Origin of the sequence: Planctopirus hydrillae (assembly GCF_001707835.1) — a bacterium.
Taxonomy (GTDB): Bacteria; Planctomycetota; Planctomycetia; order Planctomycetales; family Planctomycetaceae; genus Planctopirus; species Planctopirus hydrillae.
Genome location: NZ_LYDR01000099.1, coordinates 1 through 15,326 on the forward strand (window position 1 = coordinate 1; position 15,326 = coordinate 15,326).

At 53.5% G+C, this 15,326-nt stretch carries 6 protein-coding genes; 4 read left to right on the forward strand and 2 right to left on the reverse strand.

The window, feature by feature from the left end:
- Window positions 1-244: 244 nt before the first annotated feature.
- Entirely contained in the window at window positions 245-1,216 is a 972-nt protein-coding gene (locus A6X21_RS11940; protein ID WP_068848161.1) for a cyanophycinase, read from the forward strand.
- Between the two features lie 194 nt (window positions 1,217-1,410).
- Here the strand turns inward: A6X21_RS11940 and A6X21_RS11945 are convergent, their stop codons facing one another.
- The gene (locus tag A6X21_RS11945) at window positions 1,411-2,178 is read right to left on the reverse strand and encodes an AraC family transcriptional regulator (RefSeq protein ID WP_068848209.1); all 768 of its coding nucleotides are present in this window, start codon (window positions 2,176-2,178) and stop codon (window positions 1,411-1,413) included.
- A gap of 111 nt (window positions 2,179-2,289) precedes the next feature.
- On the opposite strand from A6X21_RS11945, the gene A6X21_RS11950 reads away from it, so the two are divergent.
- Window positions 2,290-5,469 (forward strand): DUF1553 domain-containing protein, encoded by a 3,180-nt coding sequence (locus A6X21_RS11950; protein WP_083233571.1) that lies wholly within the window; start codon window positions 2,290-2,292, stop codon window positions 5,467-5,469.
- 6 nt (window positions 5,470-5,475) lie between these two features.
- Window positions 5,476-6,933: a DUF1501 domain-containing protein gene (locus A6X21_RS11955; protein WP_068848163.1), complete on the forward strand. Its 1,458-nt coding sequence runs from the start codon at window positions 5,476-5,478 to the stop codon at window positions 6,931-6,933.
- Window positions 6,934-7,164: 231 nt separating this feature from the next.
- Here A6X21_RS11955 and A6X21_RS11960 read toward each other — a convergent pair whose 3' ends face one another.
- Complete coding sequence (locus A6X21_RS11960) at window positions 7,165-9,216, reverse strand: carboxy terminal-processing peptidase (RefSeq protein WP_068848165.1); 2,052 nt, start codon at window positions 9,214-9,216, stop codon at window positions 7,165-7,167.
- Window positions 9,217-10,200: 984 nt separating this feature from the next.
- Between A6X21_RS11960 and A6X21_RS11970 the strand changes: the two genes are divergently transcribed.
- Window positions 10,201-15,324: a DUF1549 domain-containing protein gene (locus tag A6X21_RS11970; protein ID WP_240490247.1), complete on the forward strand. Its 5,124-nt coding sequence runs from the start codon at window positions 10,201-10,203 to the stop codon at window positions 15,322-15,324.
- Window positions 15,325-15,326 lie beyond the last annotated feature (2 nt).

Below are 15,326 nucleotides of genomic sequence, written 5' to 3' on the forward strand. Positions count from 1 at the left end.
ACTGTCTCGCAAAGCTGATCTCTCCTCTTCCCCTCCTGTTGATAACGAAGGCCCTGCCTCGCTCACGCGAAGCAGGGCCTTTTCGTTTTTTGTTAGGCGGAATGTGGTGTTCGGTGTTCGGTATTCGAATGAAGATGGATGCCGCGATGCCCTTTGAGATTCCTGTTGAGGAATGGGCAGGGTTTCGACATGCTAGTCGTCTAATGTGTGCTTCGACTGCAGGCGTGAGGTGGAGTGGCAGCTTATGAGATTCCGGGCTTTGATTCTGACCATTCTGTTATTGTTGTCTGATTCATGGCTCGCAGCCGATGATGCCTTGCTTGGATTTCCGAAGCCCAACGACGACGCCAAACCAGGAGCGATCGTGTTGCATGGTGGTGGGCGAGTGACAGACGAGACCTTCGAGAGGTTTATCGAGCTGGCAGGTGGCCAGGAAGCTCGAATTGTCTTTGTGCCGAGTGCTGGATTTCGCCTGGCCGATTATCGTGGGAAGCAGGAGTTTCTGAATGCAGTGAATTTGCGTTATGGAAGCTGGGCGAAGCTTGCGCGTGAGGGGAAAGTCGCTTCGTTTCAGTTCCTCGCCACGGACAATCCCGCTGATGCCGACTCGGATCTTTTTATCAAGCCACTTCTTAACGCGACTGGGGTCTGGTTCTCCGGGGGATCGCAGCTTCGACTCAACTATCGCTTCGTCGGTGAGTTTCCACAGACCACCAAGTTCCAAGATGCATTAATGGAAGTCGTCAAGCGTGGTGGTGTGGTTGGAGGAACATCGGCTGGGACGGCGGCGATCCCTGAGATCATGACGCTCTGGTCCGAGAGGGAAAATCCCGATTCTCCAGAGACTGCCGTGGCTGCTCACGGTTTTGGCCTGCTTCGCAATGCGATTGTCGAGCAGCACTTTCAAGCTCGGGGTGGCCGGCTGGAGAGGTTCTGCAAACTGCTGCGAGATTCCCCCCGCCTTGATGAATTGACAGGTCGCCCGGGCTCCGGGCGATTAATGGTCGGTCTGGCAATTGAGGAGTCGGCGGCACTGGTCATTCGTCGCAATCATCTGGAAGTGATTGGGGATGCCCGGGCTCATATCTTCTTAAAGTCGTCGGGAAGCAAATCGCTGACGTGGCATGAACTCGATCCACGAGAAACCGTTCAATTGCGAAAGCTGCCTGGTGCTCCCACCGCCTTGCTGCGAGAAGAAACAGCTCTTGTTCGTTAAGCTCCGCTTATTCAGAGTCGCCGCTATTCCTGCATACTGGTGAGGGTTCGCAGCAGTACCCAGAGATTGACAGGTCTTGTGGCGTGTCGAGCATCAAGCTCACCTGCGGACTTGGCGTACGCTGCGATTTACCAGTCTTTAAGTTTATTTGATCTCGAAGGCGTCGCCCTCTTCCCATCACCTTTGCTGCTTGATTATCGACCTGTCCCCTGTCGGCTGAGAAATTTCTTGCGATAGGCCTCTGGAGTCAGCCCCGTTGATTCGCGGAAGCGCTTTGTAAAGTGGCTTTGGTCGGTAAAGCCTGTGTCAGCAGCGATATCCGCTAATGACCGAGAGGTGAAGGTCAGGAGTTGGCGTGCGGTCTGTATCCGCACCTGTCGCAGATACTGTGTTGGAGTCATTCGCAACAGCTCTTGAAAACGTCGATTGAAATGCGTGCTCGACAAGCCTGCGAGCTTTGCCATCTCTGCCATCACGATGGTCTCTGCATAATGCTCTTCGACATAGTTAATCACCGGAAGCAGCTCTTGAAAATGATGCGTCATCTGCTCGGGTTCTGCGACCTCGTACATGGCTCCCGCCAGCCCGATCACTTCTCCTGACAAATCGAACAATGGGGTTTTCGTGGAAACGTACCAGCGAATCGAAACTCGCCTGTGAATGACTTGCCAGAGCTGGCCACCTAACGGTCTACGACTCTCCATGACGCGCTGGTCTTCAGCAATGTAGGCTTCAGCCATGACCGGTGGATGAAAGTCGAAGTCGGATCGGCCAATCGCTTCCGACTCGTGAGAGAGTCCATGTTTCTCAACGAAGAGATGATTGACTTTGACAAACCGACTATTTCGATCTTTGGCGTAAAAGTAGGTTTGCGGCATCGAGTCGAACAGGCTCATGAGCGACTCGGCCAAAGGCTGGCAACTGAAAAATGCTTTCTGGAATTGGCCGGCATCGTGGTCCATGGTCAAAACGTACCACGGCCAGAAGCGGAAATACAAGACTTTCCATGGCTGGGTGCTAGGCTGTCAGATGCTTGAAAGTTGATTCTGCATGATTTACCCGGTGAGTGTCCCATGAAAACCATCTCTGCCTGGCTCGTGGTTGTGGCGATGAGTCCGAGTCTTTTGGCTGAGGAACTTTCGTTCAATCGTGATATTCGCCCGATCCTTTCCGAGAATTGCTTCCAGTGTCATGGGCAGGATCCGCAGCATCGAGAAGCTGATTTGCGTCTGGATGTGCGTGAAGAGGCCGTTAAAGACCTGGGGGGTTATCGGGCGATTGTGCCGGGAAAGCCTGATGCCAGTGAACTGTTGGCTCGGCTGGTCGCGCACGATCCTGACAAGAAAATGCCCCCACCAACTTCGAATCGACTGGTGACTGAAGAGCAGGTTCAAACCATCCGACGCTGGATTGAAGAGGGGGCCAGTTACCAGATCCACTGGGCTTACCTGCCACCGCAGAAAGCGAAGCTGCCTGAGGTGCAAAATCCATCCTGGCCTCGACAGCCGTTTGATCGATTGATTTTGTCGGGTCTGGAAAAACAGGGGGGCGTTCCGTCTGCCGAATCGTCACCCGAAGTTTGGCTGAGGCGGGTGAGTTTCGACTTGATTGGTTTGCCCCCAACTCCTGAGGAGATCCGCGTCTTTATCAGTGATGTGGCTCAGCGACAGGAAGCGGCGTACGAGCATGCCGTTGATCGTCTGCTGCAATCGCCTCATTACGGGGAACGCATGGCCATGGAGTGGATGGATATCGCACGATACGCCGACTCCCACGGTTTCAATAACGATGGCCGGCGGAGTATGTGGCGATGGCGTGACTGGGTTATCGACGCCTTCAATGACAATATGTCCTATGACCGGTTTGTGCTGGAGCAGTTGGCCGGCGATCTGCTCCCTTCGCCCACGCTTGAGCAGCAGATTGCCACGGGTTTTTCAAGAAACCACGTAATCAACAGTGAAGGGGGGATCATCGACGAAGAGTATCGGGTGGAATATGTCGCTGATCGAGTGCGTACTATGAGTACTGCCTGGTTGGGGTTAACTACCGAGTGTGCCCGTTGCCATGATCATAAGTTCGATCCGATCACTCAACGAGATTACTATCGTTTGTTCGCCTTCTTTAATAATGTTGCAGAGCATGGCGAGGACGGGCGAACCGCTAATGCTGTGCCGATGATTCCGGCTCCCACACGCGAGCAGCAAAGAGTGCTGGCAGATCAGAGAGATCGATTGCGATTGCTGGATGCTGAGATTGCCGATTTGCAGAAGTCGCCGGAACTCTTGATGGACTCAAGTGGTCTCGTCGAGTCCAGCGTGACCACTCAAGAAACCAATCATCATTGGCAATGGTTACTGGAAGCTGACGAGGCGCGAGATCGCCAGGTGGGAAATGGAGTTTCTTTCAACAGCAGCCAGCCGCTGATTCAAGTTGCGGCGAAGAATCTCCCTTTCAGCAAACATCAGCAGACGATTCTCTCGCTGTGGATTCAACCAAATTCAGAGAATTCTGATGACGTTGCCATCCTTTCTTCGATCGACTACGGCGGGTCGCCAGCCGATGCTCAATATGGAAAAGGGCGTGAACTTCGATTGGTTCATGGAGAGCTGGAATGGCGTGAGAGCAGTCGCCTGCCAGTCTATTCGCGAGTTGTTGTTACAGAAGGGGCCTCAGTCAGCCCGGAGCAGTGGAGCCAGATTGTTGTCATCGTTGGGGGAGACAACAACGCTGCTGCGGTTCGGTTTTTTGTCAATGGGCAGGAAGTTGCTACGCACAGTTTATATGACGGCCTTATCAATGAAGCTCCTGATAAAAATGTATTGATTGGTAGAGACAATGCCAAAGGCAGCCCTCGATTTCTAGGTCAGATCGATGAGTTGCGCTGGAGTCAGCGATTACCGACGAGCGAAGAGATTCGCGACGAGTTCCTCAAAGAAGCGATCCTCTATGCACGATCTCATCCGAAGTGCGAAACCTCTCAATCGTGGTTAATGACGGAAAGATCATTACGTCACGCGAAGTTAAGAACGCTGATCGATCAGCGGGGCAGGCTATGGGAGGAACATCTCGCATTACGCCGGGAGTTGCCAACAACGATGGTGATGAAAGAACTCGGCGAAGCCCAGGATATGAATGCTTCTCTTGATCGATATAGTATTCGATACAGCAGAAAGTATCTGTCTCAGACACCGCGCAAGACCTATGTACTCACTCGGGGGAATTATGATGCCCCTGCGGAAGAAGTGACCCCGGGAGCATTGGAGACTTTGCTGGCTCCGTGGCCAGTCGATGCTCCGCGAAATCGTCTTGGTCTGGCACGCTGGTTGACCCAGCCACAACATCCTTTAACTTCACGAGTCGTTGTGAATCGATTTTGGGCCCAACTGTTTGGAGTTGGCCTTGTGAAGACGGTCGAAGATTTCGGGTCACAGAGTGAGTGGCCCAGTCATCCTGAACTTCTGGATTGGTTAGCCCGTGATTTTGTCGATTCCGGATGGAACGTGAAAGCGCTTATGAAATCGCTGGTGCTTTCAGCCGCCTATCGGCAGAGCAGTGAAACCACGCCGACAGCGGTGGCGAGGGATCCTGAGAATCGCCGAATCGGACGCGGGCCACGTGTTCGATTACCTGCTGAGTTAATCCGAGATCAGGCATTAGTCATATCCGGGTTACTCAAACCTCAGATCGGCGGCCCCAGTGTGTATCCTTATCAGCCAGATAAACTCTATGACGGCATCGTGGTTGGTACGGAGTATCCGGGCTCCAGGTGGCAATTGAGTCAAGGAGACAATCTCTATCGGCGAAGCTTATATACATTCTGGAAACGGACCGTCACCCATCCCGCCATGCTGACGTTTGATGCACCCGATCGTGAAGTCTGTACGGCGCGTCGTTCCCGAACAAATACTCCCCTGCAGGCGCTCCTGTTATGGAATGAAACTGGTTATCTGGAGGCTTCCCGGCAACTTGGTGCCCGCATGATCAAAGAAGGTGGTAACGAAGATTCCTCTCGAATCTCCTTCGCGTTTCAACTGGCCACAGGTCGATTGCCCGTCGCGGCTGAGTCAGAGATTCTGGTTAAGACGCTGAAGCGGTTACGTAATGATTTTGAAAGTCGTCCGGCAGATGCCGCAGCGTTTATTCAAATGGGTGCCTCGACGATCGATGAATCGATTGCACCGACGGATTTAGCGGCGGCAATGGCTGTTGCCAATATGATCTTAAGTCTCGATGAAACCATTACCAAGAATTGAGTGACCATGCACAGAATACCTGGCTGTGAGCATATTTCGCGTGGTGATTTTCTATCGAAGCTGGGCCTTGGGATTGGTGCTGCGGGGCTGATGCACCTGTTGGGCGAGCCCGAGGTGCAAGGTTCACAAGCCGATCAATCCACGAAGCGTGGGCTGCCCGGTTTACCTCATTTTGCACCGACAGCAAAACGAGTGATCTGTTTGTTTCAATCGGGTGGGCCGTCTCATCTGGATCTCTTTGATGATAAGCCAGTGCTGCGAGAGCGATTTAACGAAGATCTGCCAGATTCGATTCGGAAGGGGCAACGCATTACGGGGATGGTGGCCTCGCAAGCCAGACTGGCATGTCAGCCCAGCAAGTGGAACTTTTCTCCCTGTGGCCAGAGTGGCACAAAGCTGAGCGAATTGCTGACTCATACCGGGACAATCGCAGATGACATCTGTCTGATTCGATCAGTCTACACCGAAGCCATTAACCACGACCCGGCGATTACTTTCTTTCAGACGGGGAGCCAGTTGCCGGGGCGTCCGAGTATGGGAGCCTGGACGGACTATGGTTTAGGTTGTGCCAACGACAATCTACCATCCTTCGTGGTGCTGATCTCTATGAACAAAGAGAGGCCCGGGCAAGGGTTGCTGGCCAGATTGTGGGGCAGCGGATTTTTGCCAAGCGAACATCAGGGAGTTCAGTTTCGCGGCTCAGGAGATCCTGTCCTGTATCTCAGCGATCCCAGGGGATTGACTCGAGAAAACCGACGCTGGATGCTCGATGGAATTCAGGAACTGAATCAGCAAGGTTTCGCCAGAATCGGTGATCCCGAGATTGAAACTCGTATCGCTCAGGCCGAACTGGCCTACCGCATGCAAAGTAGTGTCCCTGACTTGATGGATCTTGGTCACGAACCCGAGCATGTGCTGAACAGTTACGGCGAGGATGTTCACGTTCCTGGCAGCTTTGCCCGTAACTGTCTCATCGCTCGACGTCTGGCTGAGCGAGGTGTGCGATTCATTCAACTTTACCACCGGGACTGGGATCACCATGGTGGTATTCATGAGCGATTGCCGCCCATGGTCAAAGATACTGATCAGGCGAGTGCGGCCCTCGTGAAGGATCTCAAGCAGACGGGATTGCTGGATGAGACTCTGGTCATCTGGGGTGGTGAGTTCGGGCGTACTCCTTATGCTCAAGGAAGTGCCAGGCTGGATGCGTATGGCCGGGATCATCACGGCAAAGCGTTTTCGATCTGGATGGCGGGTGGGGGGATCAAACCGGGAATGTGCTACGGAGAGACCGATGATTTTGGATTCAATGTGGTTAATCAACCCGTGCATATCCATGATTTACAGGCGACGATCCTGCATTGCCTGGGGATTGATCACACGCGTCTGACCTACCGATTTCAGGGTCGGCAATTTCGTTTGACTGACGTTCATGGTCAGGTGGTGAAGGCGATCCTGAAATAAACCGGTGAATGATCGTAAATTTTCAACTCGCTCCCCAGCAAGGTCTTCTTTCAATGTCACCTTGTTTTTAGGTTCATGATCCGGTGGTTCACAGGTAGGAAATCGAAGTGCAATGAGCGCCAAGCCCCAAAATGCCCGAGGGGCGACACACTATAAAAGTGGGCCGCCCCTCGGATGTCGACATTTGACGAACTGCAAAATTTTCTGCAGCCCGGCTTTATAAAGCTCGAATTATCGCTTGGCTGTCTTCGCCTGACGCAGCAATGTCACATACTCGCTGGCGATCTTGAGCACTTCATCGTTATAGGGTGTCTTCTTGAAGATCGGCCCATTGGTTCCCTTGGTTTCGTGCTCTTCCTCTTCCTTGCGGATCTCTTCCACAGCTTTCTCTTCATCTCGCTCTTTCTTGAGCGTTTCCTGATTCAGAGAGATTGTCTTGCGGTTCTTGCGAGCATCGAAGCGTGCAACATCGTTACGAATCTTGTCAAAGTCAGCTTCAGCAGCTACACGGCGCGCACTTTGTTCTTTGAGAGCAGCCAGGACATTGGCAGGTGTCATGTCGTAAATCGGATGAGCTGCCTTGGGAACCTGATCGAAAGCCAGTGCGTTCTCCAGGAACGATTCTCCCAGATCCATGTGATCGACAAGTGACGGGAGCACCACATCCGAAGGAACTCCCCGGTTCTGTGTACTGTCGCCATTGACCCGGTAGAACTGATTAATGGTCAGCTTGACCGAACCCAGATCCTGGTTGTTGAGTACCGAGAACATCCGGTTACTGATCGGCATCACATGCTGCACAGTTCCTTTACCGTGCGTAGTGGTATCACCCACCACAATCCCACGTCCATAATCCTTGATCGCTGCGGCAAAGATCTCGGAGGCGGAAGCACTCAGTCGATTGCACAGCACCACCAGCGGGCCCTTGTACATCACTCCGGGGTCTTCATCGTCGTAAGACTTGATTTTACCGTTGGGTTCCTTGATTTGAACGACTGGCCCCTGATCGATAAACAGGCCTGAGACTTCAATCGCTTCGGTCAAGGCACCGCCGCCATTCATTCGCAGATCAATCACGACGGCATCGACGCCGCCCTGCTTGTCGAACTCCTGCAAGGCTTTGGCGACATCGCGGGATGTGCTTTTGAAATTGTCCTGGCCAGCCTGTGCTCCACCAAAATCGCGGTAGAACGAAGGAATATTGATCACACCAATCCGGCCCTTTGCACCAGGAATGCGGGTTTCGAGCGGGATGATCTCCCCTTTGACTTCCTGAGCCTTCAGTTCAATTTTCTGGCGGGTCAGGACGACTTCGCTGGTTTCACCGGCAGCATTGACAACCTTCAGCTTCACTTTGGTGCCGCCCATACCACGAATCAGGCGGACGACGCGATTAAGCTTCATCTCGACCACATCGACGTAATCTTCCCCATCCTGGGCAACAGCGACAATCTTGTCATTGGCTTTGAGACGGCCATCCTTCTCAGCGGCACCACCAGGCACCACTTCAGAAACCGTGACGTAACCGTCGATGGAACGCAGTGCTGCCCCAATCCCTTCGAGACTTAATCGCATCGAGATCTGGAAGTCTTCCACCGTCTGAGGCGACATATAGCTCGAATGGGGATCAAACGAGTGAGCCACTGCCGAGAGATAAATCTCGAGAATTTCGGAAGGCTCGGTTCCCTTGGCAGCTTTCAGCAGCGTGTCATAACGCTTATGCACCTGCTTTCTGGCCTCTTCGATCGTCTTATCATCTAACAAGAGCGAGACGAGCTCAAACTTGATGCGTTTTCTCCAACGTTCGTTGAGCTCTTCCGGAGTGGCGGCATAAGCCAGCAGATCGCCATCCGTCACCATCGATTCATCAACGGTGAAATCGTGGGGCAGATCAATCAGTTGGTGAGCAATCGCCACCCGTTCGGTGAGTCGTTGCAGATAACGCTGGAACACCAGATGGGCAAACTCCACATTCCCCGCTTTCAGCAGGTCATCCAGCTTGTCCTTATAAGGGCTGAATTCGTCGATATCGGCCTTTGTGAAGTAGAGCTTCGCGGGATCGAGATCCTTCAAGTATCGGGTGAAGGTCAGTTGGGAAATTCGGTCATCCACTGCCTTTTGCCCAATGTGATACTTACTGATCATATCCGCAGCCAGTCGAGCAGTTGTTTGCTCACTGGTGGAAGTCTTCCCCAGGTTCTGGGCAAAAATCGTGGAGGCAGCCATGAAGCACAAACATGCGACAAGACCTGCCACCGCTCGAGACGGCAATCGCTGAATCATTCCAACATCCCTGAATTCAATGGGAACAAACCTGCCACAATCACACCGGCTTTACCGATCGTATCGAAGTTTCTCAAAGATAGGCAATACGCCTCTTGGCAGAACCCTCACAATCTTTCTAATCCCCCTCACAATCTTTCGGATAACGCAGTGAAGCTGAAATCTGGTGCTGAACACCAGCTCACAGTCGATTGGACAAAATCTGGGGCTCGTCAGCCTTGAGGCCAGTCGGGTATGTCTTTGTTGCATTTCTCTGATGTTTCGCCTGATCAAGATCCGGGATTGAAGGCGAGATCTGGTCGACGATATGAAGAAATACGCGAGTTCGCTTTGTTTTGTGAGAACAATCCGTGGTGAGCTTTTCACAAAATCGCATTGGATTTCTGCGGCGAGCAAGTCCAGAACACGGTTCAGATGGACATTCTTGTGCGGAATTCCTGTTCCGGGAAAAACAATCTGAAACCCTCAGAGCACAAAGACAAATAAAAGTTGGCTTGAATTTTGTCGGAAGTCCGATAGCCTAAAGTGTGTTGATAGCCTGCTCGATGATTCGAGCTACCCTTTGCCAGGGTTTTTAATTTCTGTTGTGAAGCAAAATTCACCACAGAAAATTCTTTGGCAAAGTGGACTGGCGCCGGGTGTTCCCATGAGTTTCATGGCTCCGGCGCTGTGTGCGACATGCGATGATTCGTCATGTTTTCACACGGAGCTGGGCTGGCAAGTCGGGTTTTGCCATATTGAGTGAGCTGATTGAGTCTGCATCAACTTGTGCTGACGGCTGGAGCTTACGAGAGCAAACCGCACGACGAGCATCATGAGGCTCAAGGGAACGGTTTCTGGTTGCAGTCTGCACTGCAACAATTGTTGACCGCTCCTTTCGGTTCCGGATGTGCTATGCCTCAACCCGCCTGCCTTTTTGGACAATCGTTCCCATCCCTTGTGGATCAGTTGTCTTCTGTTCGCAATTTCCTCTGCAGCGCCACGATGGCCGTTCTGATCGCTGCCAGCAGCATCGGAATCAACTCCTCCTGGGCCGAAGATCAGCCCAAAGAGGGTGCCGAGACCAAGCCCGTCAGCTTTCATTCTCAGATTAAGCCATTGCTGCAATCTCGCTGCTCGGGTTGCCATCAGGCGGCTAAGTCGCAGGGTGAATACATTCTCACTGATTTTGCCAGCCTGATGAAGCCGGGCGAAACCGGCACACCCTCGATCGTTCCCGGAAAGCCCGAAGCGAGCTACCTCATTTCGCAAATCCAGCGGAATGACAAAGGGCAGGCCGAAATGCCCAAAGGGCTCCCCGCGTTGTCACAGGTTGAAATTGATCTGATTTCTCGCTGGATTCGCGAGGGTGCCAAAGATGATTCACCACCGGCAGAACTCCGAATCTTCGATCAGGAGCATCCCCCCGTTTACAGTCGGCTCCCATTGATTACATCGCTCGACTATTCCAAGGATGGCAAGCTCCTTGCTGTGGCAGGCTTCCATGAAGCGTTGATTCTCGATAGCACGTCAGGGGCTGTTGTCGCTCGCTTGATTGGACAATCGGAACGCATTGAGACTGTCCGGTTTTCCCCGGACGGATCCCGTGTTCTCATCGTCGGTGGAAATCCTGGTCGCACAGGCGAATTCCAGATCTGGAAAACTGCGGACTGGTCGCTCGAAACTTCGGCCACAGTCACGTTCGACACTCTCTATGGAGGAAGCTGGTCACCCGATGGAAAGCTCGTCGCGCTGGGCGGGGCTGATAACTCGGTTCGAGCCTTCAATGCCGCCACGGGTGAGCAGGTTCTGTTTCAAGGGGCTCACAGTGATTGGGTGCGCGATACCGTCTTCAGCAAGGATGGCTCGCACCTGATTTCTGTCGGTCGCGATATGACGACCAAACTGACCGAAGTCGCCACTCAACGATTCGTCGATAACGTCACTTCGATCACTCCCGGAGCGCTCAAGGGTGGTATCCAGGCCATTGCCCGGCATCCCGAGCGAGATGAGATCATCGTCGGTGGATCCGACGGGATTGCCCGTGTGTACCGTGTCTTCCGCGTGACGAATCGCGTGATTGGTGATGATGCCAACCTCATCCGGCACATGCCCGCTCTGCCGGGAAGAATCTTCTCGGTGGCCGTCAGCCCCGATGGTCAGCGTTTTGCCGCTGCCTCTTCACTCGATGGCCAGGGCCATTGGGCAATATATGACTACACGTTTGATACGTCTCTGCCGGATGACATTAAAGCGATTAATCAGAAAGTGGTCACAGCCCGTTCAGCGGAAGAAAAAGAGAAGCTCGAAAAGTACCTCACGTTGAACACAAAAGTTCTGGCTCAGGGAAGTATGCCGGAAAGTTCGCTCTACTCACTCGCGTTTTCGCCGGACGGGCAGACTTTGGCAATTGGCGGAGCCGATGGTCTGCTCCGGCAGATAAACGTGACCACAGGCGAACAGACGAAATCGTTCCCGGTAGTCAATCTCGCGCAGAACGACCAGACTGTCTCCACAGGAGCCTCCTCAAAAAAGGTGGCACCAGCCGCGACATCGAGTCAGGAAGGGCCTTCCAGTCAGGAATCTTTGCCTTCTGGTCGCACGATTGTCTCATTGTCGATGGCTCCGGAAAATCTGGAGTTCACCAGCCGTTTTTCATCCGTGCAACTGCTTGTGTTTGCCAAACTGGATAATGGCGATGTGATCGATGGCACACGCCTGGTCAAGTATTCGACAAACCAGGCACCCTTCGTTGTCGTCTCTCCCACAGGGCTGGTCGAACCTCGCGAGACCGGTGCCGGTGAGCTCGTGATTCAGTGGGGCGAACTCTCTGTCAAAACTTCGGTCAAAGCCGATTGGCCAGCGCATGAGAACCCAGTCGACTTTGTGCGAGATGTGAATCCCGTGTTGTCAAAGCTGGGTTGCAATCAGGGAACCTGCCACGGAGCGGCCCAGGGGAAGAATGGCTTTAAACTTTCATTGCGAGGCTACGATCCGCTCTTTGATCTCCGGGGGTTCACCGACGATCTCGCTGGCCGCCGCATCAATCTGGCCTCACCTCAAGACAGCCTCATGCTCTTAAAGCCCACGATGGTGACACCTCACGTCGGCGGACATCTGCTCAATCGCGACGAGATCTATTACTCAATTATCGAAAGCTGGATCGCTCAGGGTGCCAAACTCAATCTCTCGACACCGCGAGTGACCTCCATCAGCCTGGAGCCCGAGAATCCAATTATTCAGAAAGTGGGTGGGCAGCAGCAGTTCCGTGTTATGGCCACCTATGCGGATGGAGCACGGCGGGATGTGACTCGCGAGTCATTTATTGAGACAGGCAATATGGAAGTGGCGACTGCCAGCCGCTCGGGCCTCTTGACATCTCTGCGCCGCGGTGAAGCTCCCATTCTCGCCCGCTTTGAAGGGGCTTATGCCGCGACGACGCTCACAGTGATGGGCGATCGCACCGGATTTGCCTGGCAAACCCCGGAAAGTTGGGGTCGCATTGATGAACTCGTGGCCAACAAGTGGGAGCGAATGAAGATTCAGCCCAGTGGGCTCTGCTCCGATACTGAATTCCTCCGCCGGGTCTATCTCGACCTGACGGGTCTGCCACCATCGGCAGACAAGGTCAGGTCTTTCCTGGCAGATCCAAGGCCTACGCGTGTCAAGCGCGACGAAGTGGTCGATCAACTTGTCGGGAGCCCGGATTATGTGGAATTCTGGACCAACAAATGGGCCGACTTGCTGCAGGTCAATCGCAAGTTCCTTGGAGCTGAAGGTGCGGCTGCGTATCGGCAATGGATTCGCGAGCAGGTGGCTGGCAATCTCCCTTATGACGAGTTCGCCCGCAGAGTTTTGACGGCCCAAGGCTCGAACAAAGATCAGCCCGCAGCCTCATACTTCAAGATCTTGCGGACTCCCGAAGATGCCATGGAAAATACGACGCATTTGTTCCTGGCCATTCGCTTCAACTGCAACAAATGCCACGACCATCCCTTCGAAAAATGGACTCAGGATCAGTACTACGAAACTGCTGCCTATTTCGCCCAGATTGACCGCGAAAGAGATCCAGCCTCGGGTGATCGTCGCATTGGTGGAACAGCCGTTGAAGGGGCCACACCTCTTTATGAAATCATCAAGGATAAATCCTCAGGCGATGTGATTCATGATCGAACGAAAGCGGTGGCGACACCTCGTTTCCCGTTTGAAGCACACGCCACCCTGCCCGAGCAGGCATCGCGTCGCGAGCAGTTGGCCGGCTGGATGACTTCAACAGACAACCGCTACTTCGCAAAGAGCTATGTGAACCGCTTGTGGGGTTACATGCTGGGAGTGGGGATCATTGAACCAATCGATGATATTCGCGCCGGGAACCCGCCAAGTAATCCCGAACTGCTCGATGAACTCACTCGCGAATTCCTCACGCATGGTTTCGACACTCAGCACATGATGCGGTTGATCTGCAAATCGCGCACGTATCAGCTTTCTGTCGATGCCAACAAATGGAACGAAGATGACAAAATCAACTACTCGCACGCCATGGCTCGCCGTCTTCCTGCAGAAGTTCTCTATGATTCGATCTTCCGTGGGACAGGGGCTGTATCGAAGTTCCCTGGTGTGCCGGCAGGAGCGAGAGCTGCGTCTCTTCCCGATTCAGGAGTCGAACTGCCCAGTGGGTTCCTCAATACCTTTGGTCGCCCCACTCGTGAAAGTGCCTGTGAATGCGAGCGCAGCAGCGGGTTGCAACTGGGCCCTGTGATGGCCCTCATCAGTGGCCCCACAGTGGCCGAAGCGGTGGAAGACCCTGCCAACGAACTGGCCAAGCTGACTCAGCAGATCACCGACGACAAGCAACTGATCAATGAAGTCTTCCTCAGAATGGTTGGACGCCCTGCCACAGATGCCGAAGTCAATGCCGCTGTCGAGAGCATGAATCAGATTGCCGCGGATCATCGCAAGGTGGAAACGCTTTATCAGCAGCGCGAAGCCCAGTGGAAAGAAATCTTCGCCCGTCTGGAAGCTCAGCGTCTTGAACGCCTGGCACTGGCCGAAAAGGAGTTGCAAAGCTTTGAAGCAGAGTTTCTCCCGAAGCGTATGCAGGCGGAACAGCAGAGGCAGCAATCTTTGGCTCAACAACAGGAGGCCAGTCAGAAGCGCCGTGAAGAACTTAAAGAAACACTCGTGAAAGAATGGAAATCGCCAGTTCCCACGGAACAGCTATCGCCGGCATGGCAAACGGTTGTCCCTAAAGAGGCCAAGTCGAGCCTGAATGCGACGCTGACAATACAGCCCGATCAATCGATTCTGGCAGAATCAAAGCCGGGCAATAATCACCTCTACACGATTGTTGCCGACACCCAGGTGCGCGGAATTACCGGCTTCCGCCTCGAAGCGTTGACGGACGTTCGGCTTCCTTCGCGTGGCCCGGGTCTGGCGCCTGGCGGAAACTTCGTCCTGACCGAAATCGAAGTCGAAGCCGCACCGCTCGATAAACCCAAACAAAAGAAAAAACTTAAACTCAAGCGGGCCATCGCCGATTTCTCACAGGAGAACTACGCGGTAGAAACCGCCCTGGATGGCAAACGGAACCCGAACAACAATGGATGGGCCATTCATCCTCAAGTCGGCAAAACTCACTGGGCCACCTTCGAGTTCGATCAGCCCATTGACTTCGAAGCCGGAACTCAACTGACTTTCCTGCTCGATCAGCGTTACACCGATGGTTTGCACGCCTTAGGCCGATTCCGGATCTCGCTCACGACCGCCTCCGTTCCGCTTCAGGTGGGCTTGCCGCCTCTGGTCGAAATGGCCGTTTTGAATCCAGAAGCTCGTACACCAGAAATGCAGGCTGCCCTCGAAGAATTCATCATCGCTCAGGATGAAGGTCTTCGTAAAATTGAAGTCGAGATTGCCAGGCTGAGTGCTCCATTACCACCTGATCCCAAGCATGTCGCACTTCAGGAGGCCGTCGCGACAGCGAAACAGCCGATTCCGGAAGATCGTCTGCTCGTCTCACGCCGCACCGATAAGGACATGAGTACAAAGCAACTGGAGAATCTCCGTTTGACGATGGTGCAGGATGTCGCCTGGGCCCTCATCAACAGTCCCGAGTTCCTGTTCAACCACTAGAC